The sequence below is a fragment of the Microbacterium sp. NPDC077663 genome (assembly GCF_044542795.1).
Classification (GTDB): Bacteria; Actinomycetota; Actinomycetes; order Actinomycetales; family Microbacteriaceae; genus Microbacterium.
Map to the genome: position 1 here is coordinate 377956 of NZ_JBITVE010000003.1, position 25501 is coordinate 403456.

The following is a 25501-nucleotide window of genomic DNA, read 5'->3' on the forward strand; positions in this document are numbered from 1 at the left end:
CAACCCACCTGTTGCTCGGTTCGAGTCAGCTGACGCTGACGCGCAGGGCGGACAGGAATCGAACCTGCAACCTGCGGTTTTGGAGACCGCTGCTCTGCCAATTGAGCTACCGCCCTAAGGTCTTTCGACCCGGGGATCCGCACCCTCTCCGACCCATGGGCACGGCAAAAGAATGCAGACAACTGCGCACACCAGCATACGGCATGCCCCGGGGGCTGGCGAACGCGGGCACTCCCCCACGGGCGCCGCACCGCGTGGCTAGGCTGGTTCGGCCGTCCCGTCGCGGCAGCACCGGAGGGGGTCCGGCGCACGGACGATCAACGATCTCGAGGAGCCCGGTGACCGACAGTTCCGCCGCCCATCAGTTCCAGGTCGACCTCCGGGGGGTCATCGACCTGCTCAGCCGCCACATCTACTCGAGCCCGCGCGTCTTCCTGCGCGAGCTCCTGCAGAACGCCGTGGATGCGATCGCGGCCCGACGCGCGCTCGACGGCGGCGGAGGCCGCATCCGGATCACCCCTGCGAGCGACGCGTCGGCCGAGTTCGTCCTGCGCGACGACGGCATCGGGCTCACCGAGACCGAGGTCGCCGACCTGCTCGCGACGGTGGGGCGCAGCTCGAAGCGCGACATCTTCGACCTGCCGCGCGGCGACTTCCTCGGTCAGTTCGGGATCGGGATGCTGTCGTGCTTCATGGTGTGCGACACCATCGTCATCCGCTCGCGCAGTGCCGCGGGCGGTGCGGCCGTGGAGTGGACCGGACACGCCGACGGCACCTTCACGGTCGCTGCGTACGCCGGCGACATCCCGGTGGGGACGAGCGTCCACCTGACCCCTCGGCCGGACACGCGCTCCCTCCTCGAAACGAGCACGGTGCTCGAGCTCGCCGAGACGTTCGGGCGGTACCTGCCGCACGTCGTCGTCGTCGATCTGCCGGGCGGCGGCGAGACCACCGTGACCGAGAGCGCGCCCTTCCTCGACGGCGACCTCGAAGGTCGGCTCGCCTACGGCCGTGACCTCATCGGATCGGAGCCCCTCGATGTCATCCCGCTCCACGTGCCGGCCACGCAGACGCGCGGCGCGGCGTTCGTCCTGCCCTTCGCCCCTCCCCCAGGGGCCCGTCAGAGCACGCGCGTCTACCTGCGCCGGATGCTGCTGACCGAGCGGGCCGACGACCTGCTGCCCGCCTGGGCGTTCTTCGCGCGGGCCGTCGTCGACTCGGGGGCCCTGCACCCGACGGCGAGCCGCGAGTCCCTCGTGGATGACGACGCGCTGGAGCAGACGCGGCAGGAGATCGGCGAGGCGATCCGTCGCTGGATCCTCGAGCTGGCCCTGCAGGATCCGCTCCGACTCTCGCAGTTCGTGTCGATCCACGAGGTCGCCCTCAAGTCCCTCGTCCGGCACGATGACGAGCTCGCCCGCTTCATCGTGCGCTGGCTCTCGGTCGAGACGACCGCCGGCCGGTTGCGCATCGAGGAGGTCGCGCGCCGGTTCCCGCTCGTCCGCTACGCCGAGACCGTCGACGAGTTCCGCCAGGTGGCGAGCATGACCGCGTCCGGCGGTGTCCTCGTCAACGGCGGATATCTGTACGACGCCGATCTGGTCCGTCGCATCCCCGAACTGTTCCCCGGTATTGAGGTCGAGCGCGCGGACGTCGTCGGCGAGATCGACCGGCTCGACCTGCCCCCGCTCGACGACCGCGCGGCCGCGACCGGTCTGGAGGAGCGCGCGCGGGGCGCGCTGACCGACGTCGACGTCGCCGTCCGGAGCTTCGAACGGGCGGATCTGCCGGGACTGTTCGTCGCCGACCTCGAGGTGCTCCGCGCCCTCGACCGTGGGCGTGCCCGGAGTGCCGGCGGGGCGCTGTGGGGCGGCGTGCTGGACCGCGCCGCGAGCGTCGTCTCGGCCGGCCGGGGCGCCGCCGAACCGGCGACGCGACTGTGTCTGAACTGGACCAACCCGATGATCCGCAGACTCGCCTCGACCGCGTCGGGCCGGGTCTTCGACCTGAGTGTGCAGCTGCTCTACGTGCAGTCGCTGCTCGCGGGACATCATCCCCTGGGACCCGACGACCGCATCCTCATGTCGACGGCGCTGTCCGAACTCGTCGACCGCGCGATCGATGCCGACACCCCGCCCGCGACCGAAGGAGCCCCATGACCGGCTACGCCACCCGCATCCGATCCCTCTTCGACGAGATCGACAACACCCCCTGGGGTCCGCAGGAGCAGGCCCTCGTGGCGCAGGCGGTCGCCCTCGCTCAGGAGAGCGGCGACGAGCGACTGGAGTACGAGGCGCGTCTGCGGCAGACCTCGAGCGCCAACATGAGCGGCGACACCGACCTCATGCTGACCTCGTTCGCGTGGTGCCTCGCCCAGCACGACGCCGACCCGGAGCGCTTCCCCGCGACGGTGGAGCCGGCCGGGGACCTGCTCTGGCAGTACAAATGGATGGCGAGCGCCCTCGGCGGATCGCCGGAGTTCGCCCCCGAGCAGATCGCCGCCGTGCTCGACGACATGGAGGCGCATTACGACCGCGCCGGCGTCGGCCCCAGCGGGGTGCTGATGGCGCGCTTCGAGGATGCCTGGGCCGCGGGACGCCTGGACGAGGCCACCGACCTGCAGCGCACGCTCGAGGCGACGCCCCGTGACGACTACAGCCACTGCGACGCATGCGTGCGCAGTCAGTTCGCCGGGTTCTTCATCGAGACGGGCCGCGAGCACGACGCCATCCGGCTCGTGGGCGAGATGATCGAGAACGGCTTCTCGTGCGGCGAGGAGCCCGAGCACGCGCTCTCCCGCATCCTCCTCCCCTACCTGCGCGCCGGCATGCTCGACGACGCCCGCACCGCCCACCTGCGCAGCTACCGCCTCGCGAAGGACAACCCCGACAACCTCGCCATCGTCGCGAAGAACGTCGTGTTCTGCGCCGTGACGGGCAACGAGGCCCGCGCGCTCGCTCTCGTCGAACGGCACCTCCCCTGGCTCGTCCACGACGGCCTCAACGCCGATGCGCACGGTGCCGCGCTGGGCGCGTTCGCGCTCGCCCTCGACGCCGTCGCCGCGGCCGGCCACCCGGACCTCGCGGTGCGCGGCTCCGATGCGGAGCCGCTCGTGCCGGTGTTCGGCGCGCACGAGGGACCGTGGCGTGTCGACGAGCTGGCCGCCGCGGCATGGGCGGCAGCGGAGTCGATCGCCGCGGCATTCGATCGCCGCAACGGCACCGACGCGCACACGCGCAACCTCCGGCGTCTGCGCGAGACCGGAGCCGAGCGCTACGACGTGCCCATCCGCACGCACGACTTCTCGTCCGTCGCGGTCCCCAGCCCCGCCGTCACGCGGGAGCAGCGTCTCGCCCGGGCCGTCTCGCTCGCCCACGCGGGCTCCGTCGCCGGCATCGACCCGCTCCGGGAACTGCTGCCCGATGCCGGACCGGACGAACGCGTGAGACTGTCGTCGCACCTGCTGGGCGGCCTCGTCGCCGCCGACCGGATCGACGAGGCGGAGGCGTTCCTCCCGCAGCGGATCGCCGCGCTGCGCGAGGCGGGTCGCACCTCGCAGGCAGAGCTCGAGGAGCGACTCGGTCTGCTCCTGTTCGGCAAGGACCTCACCGGGGCGGGCGTTCTCCTGCAGACGGAGGTCGCCGCGGCACAGGACGCGCCCCCCGAGGTGCGGGCCGATCTGCTCCAAACGCTCGCCGTGGCGCGGATGTACGAGGGCGAGTTCGCCGAGGCCCGCGAGGACGCACGCACGGCCGCCCGCCTGTTCGCCGAGGCCGGAGACACGACCCGGCAACAGGGCGTGCAGCTGCTCGAAGTGGATGCCGCGGCATCCGCTGCGCAGTTCGACGACGCGCGAGCACTCGCCGCCGAACTGCTGGCTGCACCCCTGAGCGACGGCCGCCGTGCGCGCGCGCTCGCGTCGAGGGCCCGCCTGCACGGGGTCGCCGAGGAGTTTGAGGCGGGCGCCGAGGACGCGGACGAGACGGTGAGGCTGCTACTGTCGCTCGGCGCCGACGACCTGCGCGTCGGTGAGGCGTTCCTGCTCGCGGGGGCGCTGCACGAGGATGCCGGGGCCGCGTCCCTCGCCGCCGGACGTTACCGGTCCGCAGCCGAACGGTTCGAGTCCGCCGGCGCACCGACCGCCGACGCGCGCTACCGGCTCGGACGGGCACTCATCGCCGCGGACCTGCCGCAGGAGGCGACGGATGCACTCCACGAGGTGCTGCAGGAGGAGACCGCCGCCGAGGTCCCGGCGGGGTCGCGGGCGATCACCGTGGGGCTGCTCGCCCGCGCCTACGAAGGCGCGGGCGACTTCGTAGGCGCCGTCGGCGCCTGGGGATTCGCCGCCGACCTGCACGAGGAGGCCGGTGAAGCCGAGGGGCAGGCGCACGCGCTCGTGCAGCAGGGACGGCACCTCGGCAACTTCGGCGAGTTCGACGACGCCGTGCTCGCGTTCGACACCGCGATCGGACTGATCCGGGGCCGCGAGGAGCAGGTGGGACTGCTCGCCGAGGCTCTCCACCTGCTCGCTCAGGCCAAGATGCAGCGCGGGGACGAGGACGCCGTCGCCGCCGTCGACGAGGCGCTCGCCCTCGGCCGCGCGAACGATGCGCACTGGTACGTCGCCGATGTGCTCGACACCCGCGCGCGGCTGGCCGCCTCGCGCGGCGAGACCGACGAGGCGGTCGCGATCGCCTTGCAGGCCGCGGACGCGTTCGCCGAGGCCGGTGACACGCCCTCCGGCGCCGGCTCGGAGCTGCTGGCGGCGCGGCTGCTCGTCGGCGCGGAGCGACCCGTCGACGCGGTCGCGGTGTACCGCTCGGCCCTCGACCACGCCGGTGAGAATGAGCCCCTCCGTCAGCAGGCGGCGCTCGAACTCGGCGACGTCTACGAGAGCCTGGGCCGCCACGCCGAGGCGGCCGAGGTCCGCGCGACGGTCTCGGTCTGACAAGACACGACGAGGGGGCGGCATCCGATCGGACACCGCCCCCTCGTCGCACCTTCAGCCGACGCGGATGAGCTTCTTGTTGACGAACTCGTCCGCAGCAAGCAGACCCATCTCGCGGCCGGTTCCGCTGCGCTTGATGCCGCCGAAGGGCAGGCCCGGCTCGTCGGCGAGGACGAGGTTGACGTAGACCATGCCGGCCTCGATCTTGTCGGCGACGCGCTTCGCCTGCTCGGGGTCGGTCGTGTAGACGTACGACCCCAGTCCGAAGGGGGTGTCGTTGGCGAGGCGGACGGCCTCGTCCTCGTCGGCGACACGGTAGACGACACCGGCCGGGCCGAACAGCTCCTCGCGGTAGACGTCCATCTCGGGCGTCACGCCGGTGAGCACGGTCGGCGCGAAGAACGCGCCGTCGCGCGTGCCGCCGGTGACGATCGTCGCGCCCTGGGCCGCGGCATCCTGGATCTGCTTCTCGAGACGCTCGGCGGCGGCGACCGACGAGAGCGGGCCGAGGACGGTGTCCGAGCTCCACGGGTCGCCGACGCTCGCCGCCGACATCTTGGCCGTGAACGCCTCGACGAACGCGTCGTAGAGGTCGTCGACGACGATGAAGCGCTTGGCGGCGTTGCACGACTGCCCGGTGTTGTCCAGGCGGGCGTCGACCGCCGCCTGCGCGACGGCGTCGACGTCGTCCGTCGAGAGCAGGATGAACGGGTCCGACCCACCGAGCTCCAGCGCGACCTTCTTGAGGTTGCGTCCGGCGACCTCGGCGACGGCGGCACCGGCACGCTCCGAGCCGGTCACCGAAGCGCCCTGCAGACGCGGGTCCGCGATCACGTCGGCGGCCTGCTCGTTCGTCAGGTAGACGTTCGTGTACGCGCCTTCCGGGAACCCCGCGTCGCGGTACATCGCCTCGATCGCGGCGGCCGACTCGGGGCATTGCGGCGCGTGCTTCAGGAGGATCGTGTTGCCGAGCGCCAGGTTCGGCGCCGCGAAGCGGGCGACCTGGTAGTACGGGAAGTTCCACGGCATGACACCCAGCAGCACACCCAGGGGCGCTTTGCGGATGACGGCGGTGCCGTCGCCGTCGATCGGGACCGGGGAGTCGGCGGTGATCTCGTCGATGTGGTCGGCGTAGAACTCGGTGATGTCGGCGGCGAAGTCGACCTCGCCGAGCGCCCCGTCGATCTGCTTGCCCATTTCGCGGACGATGATCCCCGCGAGATCCTCGCGGCGCTCGCGGTGCAGCTCGGCGACGCGGCGCAGGAGGCCTGCGCGCTCGGCCGGTGTGGAGGTGCGCCCCCACCCTCGGGCGGTCTCGTCGGCGCGGGCGAGGGCGCTCTCGACCTCGTCAGCCGTCGCGGTCGGGTAGGTGGCGTGGGTCTGCCCCGTGGCGGGGTCGATGACGGCGTAATCACTCATGATGCTCCTCTTCGTCCCGCTCAGGCGGGGATCAGGGTGTACTTCACGTTCAGGTATTCGTGGATGCCTTCGAGGCCGCCTTCGCGACCCATGCCGGACTGCTTGACCCCGCCGAACGGGGCGGCGGCGTTCGAGACGACGCCGACGTTCAGCCCCATCATGCCGGTCTCGAGCCGATCGATCATCCGGTGGCCGCGAGCGAGGTCCTGCGTGAAGACGTAGGACACCAGGCCGTACTCGGTGTCGTTGGCGAGGCGCACGGCCTCGTCCTCGTCCGAGAAGGTGCTGATGGCGAGCACCGGCCCGAAGATCTCCTCGCGCAGGATCGCACTGCCGGGGACGACGCCCTCGACGACGGTCGGCTCGTAGAACGTGCCCGGTCCTTCGAGGGCGTTGCCGCCGGCGAGGATGCGGGCGCCGCGCTCGACGGCGTCGCCGACGAGCTCGGTCGCCTTCGCGACGGCGCGGTCGTCGATGAGCGGTCCGATCTGCACGCCGTCCTCGGTGCCGCGCCCGATGGTCATGTCGCTCACGCGCTCGGCGACGCGGCGGGAGAACTCGGCAGCGACCGACTCATGCACGATGAAGCGGTTGGCCGCCGTGCATGCCTGGCCGATGTTGCGGAATTTCGCGAGCATCGCGCCGTCGACGGCCTTGTCGAGGTCCGCATCCTCGAACACGACGAACGGGGCGTTGCCGCCGAGTTCCATCGAGACGCGGAGCACCCCCTCGGCCGCCTGTGCGATGAGCTTCTGCCCCACGGGGGTGGAGCCCGTGAACGACAGCTTCCGCAGGCGCGGGTCGGCGATGATCGGTCCCGACACCGCGCTCGACGACGACGTCGTGATGACGTTCACGACGCCGTCCGGAACCCCCGCCTCGGCCAGCAGCTGCGCGAAGAAGAGAGTCGTGAGGGGGGTGAGCTCCGCGGGCTTGACGACGACGGTGCAGCCCGCCGCGAGCGCGGGGGCGATCTTGCGGGTCGCCATCGCGAGGGGGAAGTTCCACGGCGTGATGAAGAACGACGGTCCGACCGGCCGCTGCGAGACGACCATCCGGCCCGTGCCCTCGGGATTCGTGCCGTAGCGTCCCGTGATCCGCACGGCCTCCTCGCTGAACCAGCGGAGGAACTCGCCGCCGTAGGCGACCTCGCCGCGCGACTCGGCGAGGGGCTTGCCCATCTCGAGGGTCATGAGCAGGGCCAGGTCCTCTTCGCGCGACTGGACGAGGTCGAAAGCGCGACGCAGGATCTCGCTGCGCTCGCGCGGCGCGGTCGCCGCCCACGCCTCCTGCGCGGCGACGGCGGCGTCGAGGGCGCGGATGCCGTCGGCCGGCGAGGCGTCCGCGATGCGGCGGATGACCTCGCCCGTGGACGGGTCGAACACGTCGAGCGTTCTGCCCTCCTCGGCATCCACCCACCGGCCACCGATGAAGAGCTGGTTCGGGACGGCGGAGAGGAGCTCGGACTCGCGGGAGGTCATCGGATGTTCTCGCTTTCTGCGCGCAGCTTCCGCGCGCTCGGGGGTGCGTCGATCGCGAGCGTCTGCCCGCGGAAGAACGCCGGACGTCGGACGGACTGCCAGATCATGGTGATGATGCCGACGACGATGATCAGCATGCCGAGGATGAAGACGATCCCGACGCCGAAGATCTGCGACCCCGACCCGTAGGCGGGGTCCATCGAGTCGACCAGCGTGGTCACGAACAGCACGGCGAGGATGAGGCCGCCGACCAGGGGGAACAGGAACGTGAAGAACACGTTCCGCACCGAGTCGAACCATTGCTTGCGGAAGTACCAGACGCAGGCGAAGGCCGTGATGCCGTAGTAGAAGCAGATCATCATGCCGAGGGTCAGGATCGTGTCCCACAGCGTGTCCTCGCTGACGACGCGCATCACGGCGTAGAAGGCGGATGCCACGATCGCCGAGACCACGGTGGCGTAGCCCGGCGTGAAGAACCGCGGGCTGACCTTCGCGAAGGCGGGCGGCAGTGCACCGTAGTGCCCCATCGCGAGGAGCGTGCGCGCCGGCCCGACGAAGGTCGACTGCAGCGAGGATGCGGAGCTGGTGAGCACGGCGAGCGAGACGAGGAACGCGAGCGGGCCGAGTACCGGGTCGGAGAGGAAGAAGAACACGTTGGCCTGGATGTCCTCGTTGCCGAGTCCCAGCTCCCCCGTGCCGACGCCGGCGAACATGATCATCGCGACCGCGAGCAGGAGGTACAGCGAGACGATCGTGAGGACCGTGACGGTGGCCGCGCGACCGGGGGTGCGTTCGGGGTCCTTCGTCTCCTCGTTCATCGTGAGGGTGACGTCCCATCCCCAGAAGATGAAGATCGACAGCGACAGCCCCGCCGCGAACGCTCCGAACGAGGTCACGGCGAACGGGTTGAACCACTCGATGTCGAACGGCTGCGGGTCGAAGCCGCCCCCGCTGGTCGCCTGCACGATCGCCATGACCGCGAACAGGACCAGGACCGCGATCTGGAACGTGACGAGCACGTACTGCAGCTTCTGCGTGGTCTGCATGTCGCGGTACGAGATCCACGTGGCCGCGAGCATGAACAGCAGGCACACGCCGATGTTGATGGGAAGGACGAAGGCGAGGTCGGCGATGGCCGCGTTGCCGGTGATCTGGGAGATGAGCAGGAACAGGAACTCCACGGCGACGCCGGCGAGGTTGGAGAGCACGAGGATCGTCGCGACGACGAGACCCCACCCCGCCATCCAGCCGATCCACGGTCCGAACGCCCGCGCGGCCCACGTGAAGGACGTGCCGGCGTCCGGCATCCGGTTGTTCAGTTCTCGGTAGCCGAACGCGACCAGCAGCATCGGGATGAACCCGACGAGGATGATCGCGGGGATCTGCGACCCGACGACCGACGCGGTCGGACCGACGGCCGCCGTGAAGGTGTAGGCCGGGGCGATGCAGGAGATGCCGATGACGACGGCGCCGATGAGGCCGACCGTCCCGGCGCTGAGGCCCTTGTTCGAGAGACCCGCGTCCCCGGTGGGCGCCTTCTCGGGTGCGTGCTGGCTCATCGTCGAGCTCCTTCGGATCAGCGGGACTGTTCGGGCGTGCGGGTGCGGGGCACGACGACCATCGGCACCGGGATCTCGCTCAGCAGCTTCGCTGCGACCGACCCCAGGAACAGTCGCCGCGGCTGCGCGAGGCGGCTCGACCCGACGAGGATCAATTCGCCCGGCAGCCAGTCGAGGTGCGACACGGCGTCTTCGATGCTGTCGCCCTTCGCGGTCACGATGTCGGCGCGGACCCCTTCCGGGATCGCGGCGAGCACATCGTCGAGCACCTTCTCGGCGTGGGCTGCGCCGGCGAGGCGGATGACGCCCGTGTCGACGGATGCCGGCAGGTCGACCGTCACGAGCGAGACGAGCCGGAGCGACGCTCCGGTCGCCGACGCGAGTGCGATCGCCTCTTCGAGGAGGACGTCGGCTCCGGCCCGCGTGCCGACGGCGACGGTGAGTCGCGGTACACCGGCATCCGTCACCCGCTTGCGGGCCCCGCGCGGGACGAGGACCACGGGCACGTCGGACGAGTGAAGGAGCTGGCTCGTGGTCGAGCCGAGGCGATGGCGCCCGCGGGCTCCCCCGTCGGCCGCTCCCACCACCAGGTGCGACGCGCCGAACTCGTCGGCGGCCTCGACGAGCCCTTCGGCGAACGACTCGGCGTACCGGGCGTGCTCGTGGTGCGCGACGCCCGCCGGCACACCACCGGCGGCCTCGGCGAGCCACGTCTCGGCCTGGCCGAGCAGGTAGCGGTCGTACGACGCGTCGGGCGGGGTGATGACGCTGCGCCCTTCGCCGGGCAGGACGAGCACGATGTCCAGCTCCGCACCGGATGCCGCGGCCAGTCCGCCCGCGACCGCCACCGCGTCGCGACCCGCCTTCGTCGCCGTGTAGCCGACGACGATGCGGCCGGTCATGCCCGGCCGTCCGCGAGGATGTTCCGGGCGGCGAGGCGGCCCATGCGGATCGCCCCGTCGACGTGCTGGTAGCCGGCGCCGGCGATGTCGCTGCAGGCGAAGTGGATGGGGCCGACGGGGGTGCGCACGTCGGCGCCGTAGCGGTGCAGTCCGCCCAGGTCGAAGCTCGCCGCGTAGGCGCCGCGGGTCCACTCCTCGGTGCCCCAGTCGCTCTCGTAGTAGACGACCGGCTCCTTGGCCTCGGGACCGTAGTAGTGAGACAGCGACTCGAGGATCCGTTCCTTGCGCTCCTCCGCGCTCAGGCGGAACATGTCGTCGGCGTTGCGGTCCGACACGAAGCCGACGAGGGTTCCGCGCGGGTCCTCGTGGTTGGTGTTGTCGTACGCCTCGTGGCAGATCTCGTAGGGGCTGAACGCCGTGCCCGAGAGTCCCTTGTCGCGCCAGAACGGCGTCTCGTAGACGGCGTGCACCTTGATGACGAACCCCATCGAGATGTGCTGGTGCATCTGGTGCTGCAGGCGCGGCATCGGCGGGACGAAGGAGATCCGGTTGTACAGCACCGGCGCGAGCGCCAGGATCGCGCTGCGGGCGCGGACGGTCAGCCCGTCGGCGTGCGCCGTGACCCCGGCATCCGACCACTCCAGGGTGCGCACCGGGCGGTTCAGGAAGACGTCATCGCCGAGCCGTTCGGCGAGGAGGACGGGCACCTGCTGCAGGCCGCCGACGACGCGCTTGTCGAGGATGAAGTCCGCGTCGACGAGGTGCGAGTAGCTGCCGGCGCTCGCGGCCATGAGCAGCGACTGCAGCAGCGAGAACGCGTGGGTCGGCTTCGTCAGCATGGCGGAGCCGGTCGCGAAGGCGAGGTTGCGCACCGCCTCGTCGTCGTCGGTCTGCTGGCGCAGCCAGGCGTCCCAGGTGATCGTGTCCCACTCGGCGGCCTTCGGGTGCGCGTACGGGCGGTCCGGGTCGATCTCGGCGACCATCGCGTCGAGCCGTCGGGTGATCTCGTCGATCGTCCGCTCGGTCTCGGGGCTCACGGGGAACATCTCGCCCGTGAAGCGCGACACGGTGCCGTCGGGGCCGACGTACACGCTGTCGCCTTCGCGGTAGCGGCTGAAGGTGTCGAGCCCGAGCTCGGCGACCGTGTCGATGAGGGCGTCCTGGTCGGGCGAGACCCATTGGCCGCCGAGCTCGAGCATGGCGCCGTCGACGACGTCGGTCCACAGTCGCCCGCCGACGCGCTCGCGCGCCTCGAGCACGGCGACGGAGAGGCCGGCCTTGCGCAGTTCGTTCGCGGCGGTGAGGCCGGCGGCACCGGCACCCACGATCACGACGTCACGGGTGATCTCGTTCATTACGACTCCTTCGTCAGCGAGGCGGTCGTCGACGCGTGGTCGGGTCGGCGACGGAGGTTGCGCCGCACGAGCGGCCAGAACAGGAGCAGCACGGCGGTGGCGATGAGGCTCGTCCACACCTGCGCACGACCGGACTCGGAGGTCAGCATGATGGCCACCACCGCCGCGATCGCCGCGATGAGGAGGATGTTCAGCCACGGGTGCAGCCACACCTTGAGCTTGAGCGCGGCGACCTCGTCGGGCGTCATCTTCTGCCGCAGCCGCATCTGCGTGAGGGCGATGAAGACGTAGACGAAGAGGGCGACGAGGCCCGCCGAGTTCATGATGAAGTCGAAGATGCCCGAGCTCGGAGCGACGAAGTTCACGAGCGTCGCGATGAGCCCGCCGATCGTCGAGGCGAAGAGCGCGAAGACCGGCACACCGGTGCGCGAGCGGCGGGCGACGACCTTCGGGGCGAACCCCTTGTCGGCGAGCGCGGCGAACATGCGAGACGCCGAGTACAGGCCGGAGTTGAGCACCGAGATGACCGCAGTGAAGATCACCAGCTGCATGATCACGTCGGCGAACGGGATGCCGAAGCGCGACAGCGCGATCGTGAACGGTGCGTTCGCCACGTCGGTCGGGACCGGCAGCTCGTCCCACGGGACGACCGTCACGATGACGAGGACGGACCCCACGAAGAAGAGCAGGATGCGCCAGATGATCGTGCTCGTCGCCTGCCGGATGCCCCTCGCCGGGTCGACTGACTCGGCCGAGGCCATGACGGCGATCTCGGTGCCGAAGTACGAGAAGATCACGAGCGCGACGCCGGTGAAGGCGACGCCGATGCCGTTGGGGGCGAACCCGCCGTGCTCCCAGAGGTTCGGCACCGCGAACGTCGCATCCGGCCAGAGCCCGAGGGCGAAGAGGATGCCGGCGCCGAGGAACACGACGATGGCGAGCACCTTGATGCTGGCGAGCCAGAACTCGACCTCGCCGAAGGTGCGCACCGAGATGACGTTCGTGCCCACGAAGATCGCGATGAGGATGAGCGACCACGCCCACGACGGCAGGGCGGGGAGCCAGGTGTGCAGCGTCTCACCGCCGAGCACCGCCTCGTAGGCGAGCACGCCGACCCAGAAGTACCAGTACAACCACCCGACGAGGTAGGCCGCCCAGTCGCCGAGGCCCACGCGGGCGTACTCCATGAACGACCCGATGGCAGGGCGGGATGCCGCCATCTCGCCCAGCATCCGCATCGCGAAGAAGACGAGCAGCCCACCGATGAGGTACGACACGATCGCCGCAGGCCCGACCTCGCGGATGACGTTGCCGGATCCGACGAACAGGCTCGCCCCGATGATCCCGCCGAGGGTGATCATCGTCACGTGACGCGAGCGCAGCTTGTTGGAGCGTGCCTGCGTGACCGCGCCGAGCCCGGCCGAGGTCTCGGGCGAGACCGGCTGCGACCAGTTGTCGGACCCCGCCATACTCAGACCGTCTTCAGCGCCCGCGCGAGGACGTCGAGGCCCTCGGTCAGCAGGTCGTCGCTGATCGACAGCGGGGGCAGGAAGCGGATGACGTTGCCGTAGGTGCCGCAGGTGAGCACGATGACGCCCTCGGCGATGCAGGCCTTCGCGACCGCCGCCGTCAGCGCACCGTCGGGCGCGCCGGTCGTGGGGTCGACGAACTCGATCGCGATCATGGCGCCGAGCCCACGGACCTCTGCGATACGGGGGTCGGATGCCGCCATCGCACCGAGCCGTGCCGTCAGCAGAGCCTCGATCTGCTGCGCGCGCTCGATGAGGCCGTCGTTCTCAAACGCGTCCAACGCGGCGAGCGCGGCCGCACAAGCGACGGGGTTGCCGCCGTAGGTGCCGCCGAGTCCACCGGTGTGCGTCGCGTCCATGATGTCGGCGCGTCCCGTGACCGCGGCCAAGGGCATTCCCCCAGCGATGCCCTTGGCCGTGGTGATCAGGTCCGGAACGATGCTGAAGTGCTCGCTCGCGAACATCGCTCCGGTGCGCGCGAAGCCGGACTGCACCTCGTCGGCGATGAAGACGACCCCGTTCGCGCGACACCAGTCGACGACCGCGGGGAGGAAGCCGTCGGCCGGGACCACGAAGCCGCCCTCGCCCTGGATGGGCTCGATGATGACGGCGGCCAGGTTGTCGGCACCGACCTGCTTCTCGATCATCGAGATGGCGCGGGCCGCGGCATCCGCACCAGACAGACCGTCGCGCAGGGGGTACGACCCCGGCACGCGGTAGATCTCGGACGCGAAGGGACCGAAGCCGCTCTTGTAGGGCATCGACTTGGCGGTGAGCGCCATCGTGAGGTTGGTGCGGCCGTGGTAGGCGTGGTCGAAGGCGACGACGGCCTGCTTGCCGGTGTACTTGCGAGCGATCTTGACGGCGTTCTCGACCGCCTCGGCGCCGGAGTTGAACAGCGCGCTCTTCTTGGCGTGGTCGCCGGGGGTGAGCCGGTTGAGGTTCTCGGCCACCTCCACATAGGACTCGTACGGCGAGATCATGAAGCAGGTGTGCGTCAGCTGCGCCGCCTGCGCGGCGATCGCCTCGACGACCTTCGGGTGCGCGACGCCGACGGTCGTGACGGCGATACCCGAGCCGAGGTCGATGAGCGAGTTGCCGTCGGCATCGACGACCACGCCACCGCCGGCGGCGACCGCGGCGATCGGGACGGTGTGCCCGACTCCCGCGGCGACGGCGTCGGCCTTGCGAGAGAGCAGCTCCTGCGAGCGCGGCCCGGGGATCGCGGTCGTGAGGCGGCGCTCCTGCGGAAGGGACGGACCACCGAGGGGCGTGGTGACGGCTGCGGTCGAGGTGCTCATGCGGCGAGCGTAGAGGCACGCGGACGCGCGGTCACTCGCCGTTGCGTCTATTCTCGGGACAGCGCTGTACAGCGCGTACACCCGAAGGGAGCCGGTATGGTCACCCGAGACGCCGACCCGACCCTGCGCGCGCTGCTCTCGCGCCACGAACTCGAGTTGCGACTCGCCGATCCCGAGGACGCGCTCCGGCCCGGAGTACTGGATCGGGCGACCCGATGGGTGCACAGCTCCGACCTGGACGACCCCACCCCGTTCCTCGCCGAGGACCTCGTGCTGCTGACCACCGGCACACAGTTCCCCGCCGGCGAGGACTACCCGTTCGACGCGTACGTGCGACGCCTCGTCGACCGCGGCGTCGCGGCACTCGGCTTCGGGACCGAGGTCGTGCGCGACGGCATCCCGACCGGTCTGGCGGCGGCCTGTCGCCTGGTCGGGCTCCCCCTGTTCGAGGTCCCCTACAGCACACCGTTCATCGCCGTCGCCCGCGCCAACGCCGAAGCCGTCGCCGCGCAGGCGTACGCGCGGCGCACGTGGGCGCTCTCGGCCCAGCGCGCCCTCGCCCTCGCGGCCCTCCGGCCCGACGGACTCGGCGCGACGATCGCCGAGCTCGCCAAGCAGCTCGACACCTGGGTCGGGATGTACGACGCCGCCGGTGAACTCGTGCGGGAGCACCCGGTGGGGGCGTTGTCGGCGACCGCCGCGAACACGCTGCGCACCGAAGTGGGGGCAGTGCTCCGGCGCGGTGCCCGTGCCGGGTCGTCGCTGCACTCCGATTCCGACGCGTTCACGCTGCAGACCCTCGGACGCGGCGGCGAGCTGCGCGGCGTGCTCGCCATCGCGGCGGGCGAGCTCGACCGCGCCGGTCGCGACGTCGTCACGGCGGTGATCGCGATGGCGGGGCTGGCGCTCGAGCAGCACCAGCGCCTGTCGCGCGCCCGCAAGGCGCTCCGTTCGGGGATGGTGCGATCGCTCCTCACCGGCGACCCGGCACTCGCCCGACAGATCTCCCGTGACGTGTGGGGCGCCCTGCCCGCCGCGCCGGTGGTCGTCGCGGTGACGGATGCCGCCGGTCGCCGCGCGGACGCCCTGCTCGACCTGCTCGAGCTCCGCGCCGAGGAGCGCCACGGCGGACTGTTCTTCGGCGGCGTCGACGACGATGTCGTGATCGTGGTCCCGGCATCCGCGGCCGCCGGACTCGGCGAGTTCGCCGATCGCTTCCAGGCGCGGCTGGGAGTCTCGGAGCCGGCGCCGTACACCGGCTTCGCGACGGCGGTGGACCAAGCCCGCGCGGCACGCGGTCGGGCGGGTGGCCCCGGTGTCGTGCGGTTCGCGGAGGTGCGGGCCGGCGGCATCCTTTCGGCCCTGTCGGCGGGAACCGCGCCGACGGTGGCCGCGGCCTTCCTCGAGCCGCTGCGCCGGCACGACCGCGACCACGGCGGGCGACTCGAGGAGACCGTGCGCGCCTGGGCGGATGCCGACGGCTCGAACGACGCCGCGGCGGCGGCGCTCGGCGTGCACCGCCACACTGTCCGCACGCGACTCGCCGCCGCCGAGCGGGTGCTCGGTGTCGACCTCTCCTCGTTCGCCGGCCGCGCCGAGGTGTGGGCGGCCCTGCAACTCGGGGGCTGAGGGTTCGGGCGCGCGGCCGTATGGAGCCGCGCCGTGCCGAACGGCGGAGATCCCGCCGACACGCCGGGGGCAGAGGCGCTCTGCACGGCGTGTCGGCCCATATCTCCGCCGGACGGCCGAGCCGATAGGTCCTCCACAACCGCGGTGACCGCGCCACGGCGCGCCGGCAGGATCTCCGACGCCCCGCGGGCGAGGCCTACTCCGGCGCGTGCGCCTCGAGGAACTCGTACAGGTCCGTCGTGTCGACCCCGGGGAAGGCCCCGGTCGGCAGGGTCGCGAGCAGGGTGCGGGGCGTCCGGACGTTCGGCCACGCCTGGTCGCGCCATGTGCGCTCGAGCTCGGCCGGGGGACGCCGGCAGCAGACCTCGACGCCGTGCCGCGACACTCCGCGGTTCGGCGTCTCGCGTCCGATGAACCACTTCGTGTCGTCGAAGCGCACGCCGACGCTCACCGAATGGGCGCCGTCGCTCGAGGACTCCACCCGCGCGGTGCACCAGTACGTCCCGTTGCCGGTGTCGGTGTATTGGTAGTACGGGTTGAACTTGTCGGGGATGTCGAACACGACCCGGCTCGTCCACCGCCGGCAGCAGAGCTGCCCTTCGATCGAACCGAACCGGTCGGCGGGGAAGTTGACATCGTCGTTCTCGTAGGCCTTCGTGATCGTCCCCGACTCGTGCACTTTCAAGAAGTGGACCGGGATGCCGAGGTGCCGCGTCGCGAGGTTGGTGAAGCGGTGCGCGGCCGTCTCGTACGAGACCGAGTACGCGTCGCGGAGGTCCTCGATCGAGATCGCGCGGCGCGCCTTCGCGTCCTGCAGGAACGCCGCGGCGTGAGACTCGGGCACCATGAGCGCCCCGACGAGGTAGTTCGTCTCGACGCGCTGGCGCAGGAACTCGGCGTACGACCGCGGCTCGGCGTGGCCGAGGATCCGCCCGGCGAGCGCCTGCAGCACAGGGGTGCGCGAGTCGCCCCGCCCCGGGATGGTGCTCTAGAGGTAGAGCCGTCCGGTGCGGTTGTCGGCGACGGAACGGGTGGATGCCGGCAGGTCCGACACGTAGTGCAGCGAGTACCCGAGGTGGGCGGCGATCTCGGAGGCGGTCCGCTGCGTGAGCGGCCCGCCCGGGTGGTCGACGGCGCCGAGGATGCGCTCGGCCTGCTCCTCCAGTCCCTCGAAGTAGTTGTCCTGCCGCCGCATGAGGTGTCGGAGCTCCACGTTCGCGCGACGCGCCTCCTCCGGCGTCGCGGAGCGCTCGTCGTTCAGCCGCTCGATCTCGCCGTGCAGGCTCAGCAGCGTCTCGAGCACGCCGTCGGGGACGGACTTGCCGATGCGGAACGGCGGGATGCCGAGGGCCTGGAACGTCGGCCCCTTCATGGCGCGTTCGAGGGCGATCTCGAGGGTCGCGCGCTCGTCGAGAGGCTCCGCGGCGAGCAGCGCGTCGATCGTGGTGCCGAGCGCCCGCGCGATCGCCTGCAGCAGCGACAGCTTCGGCTCGCGCTTGCCCGTCTCGATCATGGACAACTGGCTCGGCGCGCGCGAGACGGCCGCGGCCAGCTCGTCCAGGGTCATGCCGCGGGCGGTGCGCACCTGCCGGATCCGGCGGCCGATGCTGAGCGCGTCAGGCCCCGGTGCCGGCGGGTCGGATGCCGCATCCGCCCGATCTTCGTCGATCGTCATGTCCGGGAGTGTGTCACGTGAACAGAAGAAGGCGCAATCTTCACCGACTGAATCTCCTCAGTAGGTCGTGTTCTTCTCGCACAGTGGTGTCACGACCCGCTCCCGACCGTCAGGAGGACGACATGACCTTCCCCACCACCCCCGCAGCCCGGCCGATGCGCGCCGGCGACCAGACGCAGACCGCCGCCGAGCTGCAGGCGGAGTGGGACGCCGACCCGCGCTGGGACGGCGTCGAGCGCACCTACAGCGCCGCGGACGTCATCCGGCTGCGCGGCTCGGTCCGCGAGGAGGCGACCCTCGCGCGTCGCGGCGCCGAGAACCTGTGGAACCTGCTGCACACCGAGGACTACATCAACGCGCTCGGCGCCTACACGGGCGGCCAGGCCGTGCAGCAGGTGCGCGCCGGCCTCAAGGCGATCTACCTCTCGGGCTGGCAGGTCGCCGCCGACGGCAACCTGGCGGGGCAGACCTACCCCGACCAGAGCCTCTACCCCGCCAACTCGGTCCCTTCGGTGGTCCGACGCATCAACAACGCGCTGGCCCGTCAGGACCAGATCGAGCACGCCGAGGGCGGTGCGACCCGCGACTGGCTCGCCCCGATCGTCGCCGACGCCGAGGCGGGCTTCGGCGGGCCGCTGAACGCCTACGAGCTGGCGCTGTCGATGATCCAGGCGGGGGCCGCCGGCATCCACTGGGAGGACCAGCTCGCCAGTGAGAAGAAGTGCGGCCACCTCGGCGGCAAGGTGCTCGTGCCGACGCAGCAGCACATCCGCACGCTGAACGCGGCCCGGCTCGCCGCCGACGTCGCCGGCGTCCCGACCGTCATCATCGCCCGCACCGACGCCCTCGCCGCCGACCTGCTCACGAGCGACGTCGACCCGCGCGACCAGGAGTTCACGACCGGCGAGCGCACGAGCGAGGGCTTCTACCGGGTGCGGCCGGGGCTGGACGCCGTCATCAGCCGCGGCCTCGCCTTCGCCCCGTACGCCGACCTGCTCTGGGTCGAGACCGGCGAGCCCGACATCGAACTCGCCCGCGCATTCGCCGAAGCGATCCATGCCCGGTTCCCGGGCAAGCTGCTCGCCTACAACTGCTCGCCGAGCTTCAACTGGAAGCGCCACCTCGACGATGAGCAGATCGCGACCTTTCAGCGCGACCTCGGCGAGCTCGGCTACGCCTTCCAGTTCATCACGCTCGCGGGCTTCCACGCCCTCAACCACTCGATGTTCGACCTCGCGAAGGGCTACGCCGAGAGCGGCATGACCGCCTACGTGGCCCTGCAGGAGGCGGAGTTCGCCGCCGAGAAGGACGGCTACACCGCCACCAGGCACCAGCGGGAAGCCGGAACCGGCTACTTCGACCTCGTGTCCACGGCGCTCAACCCCGACAGCGCCACCCTCGCCCTGGTCGGATCGACCGAGACGGCGCAGTTCCACTGACATGACCGGATGCCACGGCATCCCCTTCCCTCAGGAGTACGACATGACCCTCATCGACACCCCTCGCCCGACCACCGCCACGACGACCCTCACGATCCTCGGACCGCTCCGCGAGCGCTACGACGAGATCCTCACCCCCGACGCACTGGACTTCGTCGCGCAGCTGCACGAACGCTTCGGCGGCCGGCGCCACGACCGACTCGCCGACCGGATGCGGCGCCGCTTCGAGATCGGCAACGGTCAGGACCCGACGTTCCGCTCCGACACGGCCCACATCCGCGAGGATGCCGAGTGGCGGGTCGCCGGCGCCGGTCCGGGGCTCGAGGACCGCCGCGTCGAGATCACCGGGCCGACCGACCCCAAGATGACGATCAACGCGCTCAACTCCGGCGCCCGGGTCTGGCTCGCCGACCAGGAGGACGCCACGAGTCCGACGTGGAAGAACGTCATCGAGGGCCAGCTCTCGCTCCGCGATGCGATCCGCGGCGAACTGCGGTACACGAGCCCTGAGGGCAAGGTGTACGAGGTGACCGCCGACCGGACGCCGACGATCGTCATGCGTCCGCGCGGCTGGCACCTGATGGAGAAGCACATCGACGTCACCGATCGCCGGGGGCGGACCCTCGCGGCATCCGGTTCGCTCGTCGACTTCGGCCTCTACTTCTTCCACAACGCGGAGCGCCTCATCTCCGACGGTCGCGGCCCCTACTTCTACCTGCCGAAGATCGAGTCGGCCGAGGAGGCGAAGCTGTGGGACGACGTCTTCACCTTCAGCGAGCGGTACCTCGGCATCCCGCACGGGACGATCCGGGCGACCGTGCTGATCGAGACGCTGCCGGCGGCGTTCGAGATGGAGGAGATCCTCTTCGAGCTCCGCGACCACGCAGCCGGCCTGAACGCCGGGCGGTGGGACTACATCTTCTCAATGATCAAGAACTACCGCGGCCGCGGGGCACGGTTCGTCCTGCCCGATCGCAGCCAGGTGACGATGACCGTCCCCTTCATGCGGGCGTACACCCAGCTGCTCGTGCAGACCTGCCATCAGCGGGGCGCCTTCGCGATCGGCGGCATGAGCGCCTTCATCCCGAACCGCCGCGACCCCGAGGCGACGCGGAACGCCTTCGAGAAGGTCGCCGCCGACAAGCGGCGCGAGGCGGGCGACGGGTTCGACGGCACCTGGGTCGCGCACCCCGACCTGATCCCGGTCGCGCAGGCCGAGTTCGACGCCGTCCTCGGCGGGCGGCCGAACCAGGTCGACCGCGTGCGCGACGACGTCACGGTGACCCCCGCACAGCTCATCGACTGCCGCATCGGGCTGCCGATCACGGCGGCGGGCGTCTACGGCAACGTCTCCGTCGGCATCCGCTACATCGAGGCGTGGCTGCGCGGCCTGGGCGCCGTCGCGATCGACGGGCTGATGGAGGATGCCGCGACCGCCGAGATCAGCCGCTCGCAGATCTGGCAGTGGATCCACCAGGACCTCTCGACCGACGACGGCACGCGGATCACGCGGGAGTACGTCGAGGGTCTCGTCGACAAGGTGCTCGCCGAGGTGCCCCGTCACGACCACGACCGTTTCGACGACGCGGCCGACGTGTTCCGCGAGGTCGCGCTCGGGCCGGAGTTCCCGACCTTCCTCACGCTCGGCGTGTACGCGCGCTTCCTCGTGGAGTGATCCGCCGTCGGGCATGCTGGAGCGCATGACCGACGACGACGTCACCTTCCGCGCGAGCACGCAGGACGGCTCCTACCCCCGACCGCAACTCGTCCGCCCCGCGTGGGCCGACCTGACGGGGACGTGGGGGTTCGCGTTCGACGACGAGGATGCCGGTGCCCACCTCGGCTGGGAGGGCACCGGCATCCGTTCGGGTCGCATCGTCGTCCCGTTCCCGCCCGAGTCCGCCGCCTCGGGCGTCGGCGACACGGGCCCGCACCGGGTGATGTGGTACTCCCGCGAGATCACCGACGCCGACCTGGATGCCGCGGGTCACACGGACGGACGGCGTCTGATCCTGCACTTCGGGGCCGTCGACTACCGCTGCGAGGTCTGGATCGGCGGCCGGTCGGTGGGCCGGCACGAGGGCGGTCACACGCCCTTCGCATTCGACGTCACGGACGCGGTGGATGCCGGGGGTCGCACGATCGTGGTGCGGGTCGAGGACGACCCGACCGACATCGCCCAGCCGCGCGGCAAGCAGGACTGGCTCGATCACCCGCACGTCATCTGGTACCACCGGACGTCGGGCATCTGGCAACCGGTGTGGCTGGAGAGCGTCCCCGAGGTGCACGTGGGCGCGCTGCGGTGGTGGACCGACCCGCGCGCCGGCACGGTGACCGTCGACCTGGAGCTGACGGGCCCGGTCGCCGAGACCGCGGTCTCGGTCGAGCTGGCGTTCGAGGGCCGCCGCCTCGGTGCCGCGAGCGTGACGATTGGCGCGCGTGAGACGACCGTCGTCGTCGCCGTCCCCGAGCTCGCCAACGGACAGGCGTACGAGGAACTGCTGTGGTCCCCCGAGCATCCGCGGCTCGTGGACGCGACCATCCGGGTGGGCGACGACACCGTCGCCTCGTACCTCGGCATCCGTACCGCCCACGTCGCGCGCGGACGCTTCTGGCTGAACGACCGCCCCTATTACGTGCGCTCGGTGCTCGAGCAGGGGTACTGGCCCGACACCCACCTCGCGGCCCCCTCCGCGACGGCGCTGCGCGAGGAGGTCGAGCTCATCCGCTCACTCGGGTTCACCGCGGCGCGTGTGCACCAGAAGTTCGAGGACCCCCGGTTCCTGTTCGCCGCCGACCGGCTCGGCCTGCTCGTGTGGGGCGAGGCTCCCGGCACGTACACCTTCACCCCGACGGCGATCGAGCGCACGACGCGCGAGTGGCTCGAGGTCGTGCGGCGCGACGCGTCGCACCCCTCGATCGTCACGTGGGTGCCGCTCAACGAGAGCTGGGGGGTGCAGCACATCGCCACCGATCCGCGGATGCAGCATTTCGCCCGGGCCCTCGTCTCGCTGACCAAGGCGCTCGATCCGACACGTCCCGTCGTGTCGAACGACGGCTGGGAGCAGGTCGACACCGACATCGTCGCGATTCACGACTATGAGTGGCGCCCCGAGGTCGTGCAGCGGCGGTACGCGACGGATGCCGACATCCGCCGCCTCGTCGACTCGGTGGGCCCGGCGGGTCGGGCCCTCATCCTCAGCGGCGACGTGTCGGATGCCCCCGTCATGCTCACCGAGTTCGGCGGCATCTCGTTCGACACCGAGTCGGCGGAGGATGCCTGGGGCTACTCGACGGCGACCTCACCCGAGGACTTCGCCGAGCGCCTGTCGGGCCTCATGGCCGCCGTGCACGCGAGCGAGGCCCTCGCAGGCTTCTGCTACACGCAGCTGAGCGACACCCTGCAGGAGACGAACGGCCTCGTGACCGCCGACCGCACGCCGAAGATCCCGATCGACCGCATCCGCGCGGCGATCACGGGCGAGGCCGCCGGGTAAGGGCATCCTCGAACGCCCCGACGCGAGCGGATGCCGTCAGTCGCGGCCGTGGCGCGGTTTGCGCGCGGGACGGTCGTCGTACGAGCGCTCCGGCCGGTCGCCGTACGCGCGCTTCGGACGGTCCTCGAAGGAACGCTTCGGCCGCTCACCGCCGGGACGGCCGCGGTCGGGGCGGATCTCGATCAGCTGCCCCGAGATGCGGGTGTCCTTGAGACGCTCGAGGACCGAGGCATCCATCGACGTCGGCAGTTCGACGAGCGAGAAGTCGGGTCGGATCGTGATGGCGCCGAAGTCGTCGCGGCCGAGACCACCCTCGTTGGCGAGGGCGCCGACGATCTGACGGGGTTCGACGCGCTGACGGCGACCGACCGCGATGCGGTACGTCGTGAAGTCACCCTTGCCGCGTCGCTCGCGCGGACCGTCGGTGCGCGCCTGACGGTCCTTGCGCGTCCCGCGCTCGGCATCGGCGGCGAGCGCCTTGGCGAGCTGATCGCTCTCGGGGTCGAGCAGCAGCGGCGTCTCACCCTGCGCGACGATGGCGAGTGCGGCCGCGACATCCTGCTCGGGCACGTCGTGGTTGCGGACGTAGTGGGCGATGACGTCACGGAAGCCCGCGATCCGGTCGCTCTCGGCGAGCGCCGCCGTGATGGCGTCATCGAAGCGGGCGAGACGCGTCGAGTTGATGTCGTCGGTCGTCGGCAGCTGCATCTGGGTGGGCGCCTGACGGGTGGCGCGCTCGATGTGGGCGAGCAGGTACCGCTCGCGAGGGGTCACGAAGCTGATCGCGTCGCCCGTGCGGCCGGCGCGGCCGGTGCGGCCGATGCGGTGCACGTACGACTCGGTGTCGGTCGGGATGTCGAAGTTCACGACGTGGCTGATGCGCTCCACGTCGAGGCCGCGCGCGGCGACGTCGGTGGCGACGAGGATGTCGAGCTTGCCGTCCTTCAGCTGCTGGATGCTGCGCTCGCGCTGCGGCTGCGGGATGTCGCCGTTGATGGGGGCGGCGCTGAACCCGCGGGCGCGCAGCTTCTCTGCGAGGGTCTCGGTCTCGTTCTTCGTGCGGACGAAGATGATCATCCCGTCGAAGTCCTCGACCTCGAGGATGCGGGTGAGGGCGTCGACCTTCTGCTGGTACGACACGATCAGGTACCGCTGGGTGATGTTCGTGTTCGTGGAGGTCTTGGTCTTGACCGTGATCTCCTCGGGGTCGCGCAGGTACTGCTGCGCGAGCCGGCGGATGGATGCCGGCATGGTCGCCGAGAACAGGGCGACCTGCTTGTCCTCGGGGGTCTGCGCGAGGATCTGCTCGACGTCCTCCGCGAAGCCCATCTTCAGCATCTCGTCGGCCTCGTCGAGGACGAGGTTCTTCAGCTGCGAGAGGTCGAGGGTGCCCTTCTCGAGGTGGTCCATGATGCGGCCGGGAGTGCCGACGACGATGTGCACGCCGCGACGGAGTGCCGACAGCTGCACGCCGTAGCCCTGACCGCCGTAGACGGGGAGGACGTGGACGCCCTTCATGCGGGCGGCGTAGGACTCGAACGCCTCGCACACCTGGAGCGCGAGCTCGCGGGTGGGGGCGAGCACGAGCGCCTGCGGGGTCTTCTGCGTCAGGTCGAGGTTCTCCATGATCGGCAGAGCGAACGCGGCGGTCTTGCCGGTTCCGGTCTGCGCCATGCCGACGACGTCGCGGCCGCCGAGGAGGACGGGGATGGTCGCGGCCTGGATCGCGGAGGGGGTTTCGTAGCCGAGGTCCTTGATCGCGGCGAGGACGGGACCGGTCAGACCCAGCTCGTCGAAGCCGGGGAGGGCGGGGGTGTCTGCGGTTTCGGTCGGGGTCTGGGGGTCACTCACCTATCCACCGTAGTGGAGTCGGGCTGGGAACCCTCCGGGCGGGCGTAGGATCAGAGGTTGCGCCTGACGACCGAACGGACTGCCTCGTGATCGAGATCCTCACCCCCGACCAGATCGACCGCGCCCGCACGACGGGCGGACTCGTCGGCGACATCCTCCACGGCATCAAGGAGCGCGTGAAGCCGGGCACGAACCTCCTCGAGATCGACGCGTGGGCCAAGGACATGATCCTCGGCGCCGGCGCCGAGTCCTGCTACGTCGACTACGCCCCGTCTTTCGGTCGCGGTCCGTTCGGCCACTACATCTGCACCGCCGTCAACGACGCCGTGCTGCACGGTCGCCCGCGCGACCAGCGCGTCGCCGCCGGCGACCTGCTCACCCTCGACCTCGCGATCAAGACGAGCGGGGTCGCGGCCGACGCCGCGATCAGCTTCACCGTCGGCGGCGGGTCGCACGCCGAGAACGACCCGCTCATCACGGCGACGCAGGAGGCGCTCGCGGCCGGCATCGAGGCCGCGCAGCCGGGCGCCCGCATCGGCGACATCTCCGCCGCGATCGGGGAGGTGCTCACCGGCGCCGGCTACCCCGTGAACACCGAGTTCGGCGGCCACGGCATCGGCACGACGATGCACCAGGACCCGCACGTCTCCAACACCGGCCGCGCCGGACGCGGCTACCGCCTGCGGCCGGGCCTCATGCTCGCGATCGAGCCGTGGGTCATGGTCGACACCGACGAGCTGAAGGTCGACGAGGACGGCTGGACGCTGCGCAGCGCGACCGGATGCCGCACCGCGCACACCGAGCACACGGTGGCCATCCTCGAATCCGGCAACGAGATCCTGACCCGCCCGACGCGCTGAGTCCGCGTCACGCGGTGCCGTCGGCATCCCGCGGGAACGGGCCCGACGGTACGCTC

Annotated in this window: 15 protein-coding genes, 1 tRNA gene and 1 pseudogene; 7 read left to right on the top strand and 10 right to left on the bottom strand. The window is 70.9% G+C overall.

Going from position 1 to position 25501, the window contains the following annotated elements:
- Positions 1-43: 43 nt before the first annotated feature.
- A tRNA-Trp gene (locus tag ACIGEP_RS14460) sits at positions 44-116 on the bottom strand.
- A gap of 222 nt (positions 117-338) precedes the next feature.
- On the opposite strand from ACIGEP_RS14460, the gene ACIGEP_RS14465 reads away from it, so the two are divergent.
- Together ACIGEP_RS14465 and ACIGEP_RS14470 are read left to right on the top strand one after the other, a co-directional pair.
- Positions 339-2159 carry an HSP90 family protein gene (locus ACIGEP_RS14465; protein WP_396662327.1) on the top strand — a complete coding sequence of 607 codons (1821 nt, stop codon included), beginning with the start codon at positions 339-341 and terminating at the stop codon, positions 2157-2159.
- Positions 2156-4948 carry a hypothetical protein gene (locus ACIGEP_RS14470; RefSeq protein ID WP_396662328.1) on the top strand — a complete coding sequence of 931 codons (2793 nt, stop codon included), beginning with the start codon at positions 2156-2158 and terminating at the stop codon, positions 4946-4948. Before ACIGEP_RS14465 ends, ACIGEP_RS14470 begins: the two co-directional genes overlap by 4 nt.
- Positions 4949-5002: 54 nt before the next feature.
- On the opposite strand, the gene ACIGEP_RS14475 is transcribed toward ACIGEP_RS14470, so the two are convergent.
- The 7 genes from ACIGEP_RS14475 to gabT are packed head-to-tail and all read right to left on the bottom strand — an operon-like array spanning position 5003 to position 14494.
- Entirely contained in the window at positions 5003-6367 is a 1365-nt protein-coding gene (locus ACIGEP_RS14475) for an NAD-dependent succinate-semialdehyde dehydrogenase (RefSeq protein WP_396662329.1), read from the bottom strand.
- Between the two features lie 20 nt (positions 6368-6387).
- Positions 6388-7848, bottom strand: coding sequence for an NAD-dependent succinate-semialdehyde dehydrogenase (locus tag ACIGEP_RS14480; protein WP_396662330.1), 1461 nt, complete (start codon positions 7846-7848; stop codon positions 6388-6390).
- Positions 7845-9407 (bottom strand): APC family permease, encoded by a 1563-nt coding sequence (locus ACIGEP_RS14485; RefSeq protein WP_396662331.1) that lies wholly within the window; start codon positions 9405-9407, stop codon positions 7845-7847. Before ACIGEP_RS14485 ends, ACIGEP_RS14480 begins: the two co-directional genes overlap by 4 nt.
- A 17-nt stretch (positions 9408-9424) precedes the next feature.
- Entirely contained in the window at positions 9425-10309 is an 885-nt protein-coding gene (locus tag ACIGEP_RS14490) for a universal stress protein (RefSeq protein ID WP_396662332.1), read from the bottom strand.
- Complete coding sequence (locus ACIGEP_RS14495) at positions 10306-11664, bottom strand: flavin monoamine oxidase family protein (protein ID WP_396662333.1); 1359 nt, start codon at positions 11662-11664, stop codon at positions 10306-10308. Before ACIGEP_RS14495 ends, ACIGEP_RS14490 begins: the two co-directional genes overlap by 4 nt.
- Entirely contained in the window at positions 11664-13133 is a 1470-nt protein-coding gene (locus ACIGEP_RS14500; protein WP_396662334.1) for an amino acid permease, read from the bottom strand. Before ACIGEP_RS14500 ends, ACIGEP_RS14495 begins: the two co-directional genes overlap by 1 nt.
- A gap of 2 nt (positions 13134-13135) precedes the next feature.
- Complete coding sequence (gene gabT / locus ACIGEP_RS14505; protein WP_396662335.1) at positions 13136-14494, bottom strand: 4-aminobutyrate--2-oxoglutarate transaminase; 1359 nt, start codon at positions 14492-14494, stop codon at positions 13136-13138.
- Positions 14495-14590: 96 nt separating this feature from the next.
- Here gabT and ACIGEP_RS14510 point away from each other — a divergent pair, with 96 nt between their 5' ends.
- Positions 14591-16123: a PucR family transcriptional regulator gene (locus ACIGEP_RS14510; RefSeq protein ID WP_396662336.1), complete on the top strand. Its 1533-nt coding sequence runs from the start codon at positions 14591-14593 to the stop codon at positions 16121-16123.
- Positions 16124-16319: 196 nt separating this feature from the next.
- Here the strand turns inward: ACIGEP_RS14510 and ACIGEP_RS14515 are convergent.
- Positions 16320-17798, bottom strand: a pseudogene (locus ACIGEP_RS14515) (helix-turn-helix domain-containing protein).
- A gap of 122 nt (positions 17799-17920) precedes the next feature.
- Between ACIGEP_RS14515 and aceA the strand changes: the two are divergent.
- From aceA to ACIGEP_RS14530, 3 genes are read left to right on the top strand one after another with little or no spacing between them, the layout of a single operon-like run.
- Positions 17921-19237, top strand: a complete 1317-nt coding sequence (aceA, locus tag ACIGEP_RS14520) for an isocitrate lyase (protein WP_396662337.1) — start codon at positions 17921-17923, stop codon at positions 19235-19237.
- Between the two features lie 43 nt (positions 19238-19280).
- Complete coding sequence (gene aceB / locus ACIGEP_RS14525; protein WP_396662338.1) at positions 19281-20912, top strand: malate synthase A; 1632 nt, start codon at positions 19281-19283, stop codon at positions 20910-20912.
- 25 nt (positions 20913-20937) lie between these two features.
- Positions 20938-22734, top strand: a complete 1797-nt coding sequence (locus ACIGEP_RS14530; RefSeq protein ID WP_396662339.1) for a glycoside hydrolase family 2 protein — start codon at positions 20938-20940, stop codon at positions 22732-22734.
- 36 nt (positions 22735-22770) lie between these two features.
- On the opposite strand, the gene ACIGEP_RS14535 is transcribed toward ACIGEP_RS14530, so the two are convergent.
- Positions 22771-24585, bottom strand: coding sequence for a DEAD/DEAH box helicase (locus tag ACIGEP_RS14535; protein WP_396662340.1), 1815 nt, complete (start codon positions 24583-24585; stop codon positions 22771-22773).
- A gap of 86 nt (positions 24586-24671) precedes the next feature.
- Here ACIGEP_RS14535 and map point away from each other — a divergent pair, with 86 nt between their 5' ends.
- On the top strand, positions 24672-25445 hold the full coding sequence (map, locus tag ACIGEP_RS14540) for a type I methionyl aminopeptidase (protein ID WP_396662341.1): 774 nt from the start codon (positions 24672-24674) through the stop codon (positions 25443-25445).
- Positions 25446-25501 lie beyond the last annotated feature (56 nt).

Excerpts from the sequence above, each read along its gene's own strand:
- ACIGEP_RS14470 (WP_396662328.1), top strand. The coding sequence starts at position 2,156 with ATGACCGGCTACGCCACCCGCATCCGATCCCTCTTCGACGAGATCGAC.
- aceA (WP_396662337.1), top strand. The coding sequence starts at position 17,921 with ATGACCTTCCCCACCACCCCCGCAGCCCGGCCGATGCGCGCCGGCGAC.
- aceB (WP_396662338.1), top strand. The coding sequence starts at position 19,281 with ATGACCCTCATCGACACCCCTCGCCCGACCACCGCCACGACGACCCTC.
- ACIGEP_RS14495 (WP_396662333.1), bottom strand. The coding sequence starts at position 11,664 with ATGAACGAGATCACCCGTGACGTCGTGATCGTGGGTGCCGGTGCCGCC.
- ACIGEP_RS14485 (WP_396662331.1), bottom strand. The coding sequence starts at position 9,407 with ATGAGCCAGCACGCACCCGAGAAGGCGCCCACCGGGGACGCGGGTCTC.
- ACIGEP_RS14530 (WP_396662339.1), top strand. The coding sequence starts at position 20,938 with ATGACCGACGACGACGTCACCTTCCGCGCGAGCACGCAGGACGGCTCC.
- ACIGEP_RS14480 (WP_396662330.1), bottom strand. The coding sequence starts at position 7,848 with ATGACCTCCCGCGAGTCCGAGCTCCTCTCCGCCGTCCCGAACCAGCTC.
- ACIGEP_RS14510 (WP_396662336.1), top strand. The coding sequence starts at position 14,591 with ATGGTCACCCGAGACGCCGACCCGACCCTGCGCGCGCTGCTCTCGCGC.
- gabT (WP_396662335.1), bottom strand. The coding sequence starts at position 14,494 with ATGAGCACCTCGACCGCAGCCGTCACCACGCCCCTCGGTGGTCCGTCC.
- ACIGEP_RS14500 (WP_396662334.1), bottom strand. The coding sequence starts at position 13,133 with ATGGCGGGGTCCGACAACTGGTCGCAGCCGGTCTCGCCCGAGACCTCG.
- ACIGEP_RS14475 (WP_396662329.1), bottom strand. The coding sequence starts at position 6,367 with ATGAGTGATTACGCCGTCATCGACCCCGCCACGGGGCAGACCCACGCC.
- ACIGEP_RS14490 (WP_396662332.1), bottom strand. The coding sequence starts at position 10,309 with ATGACCGGCCGCATCGTCGTCGGCTACACGGCGACGAAGGCGGGTCGC.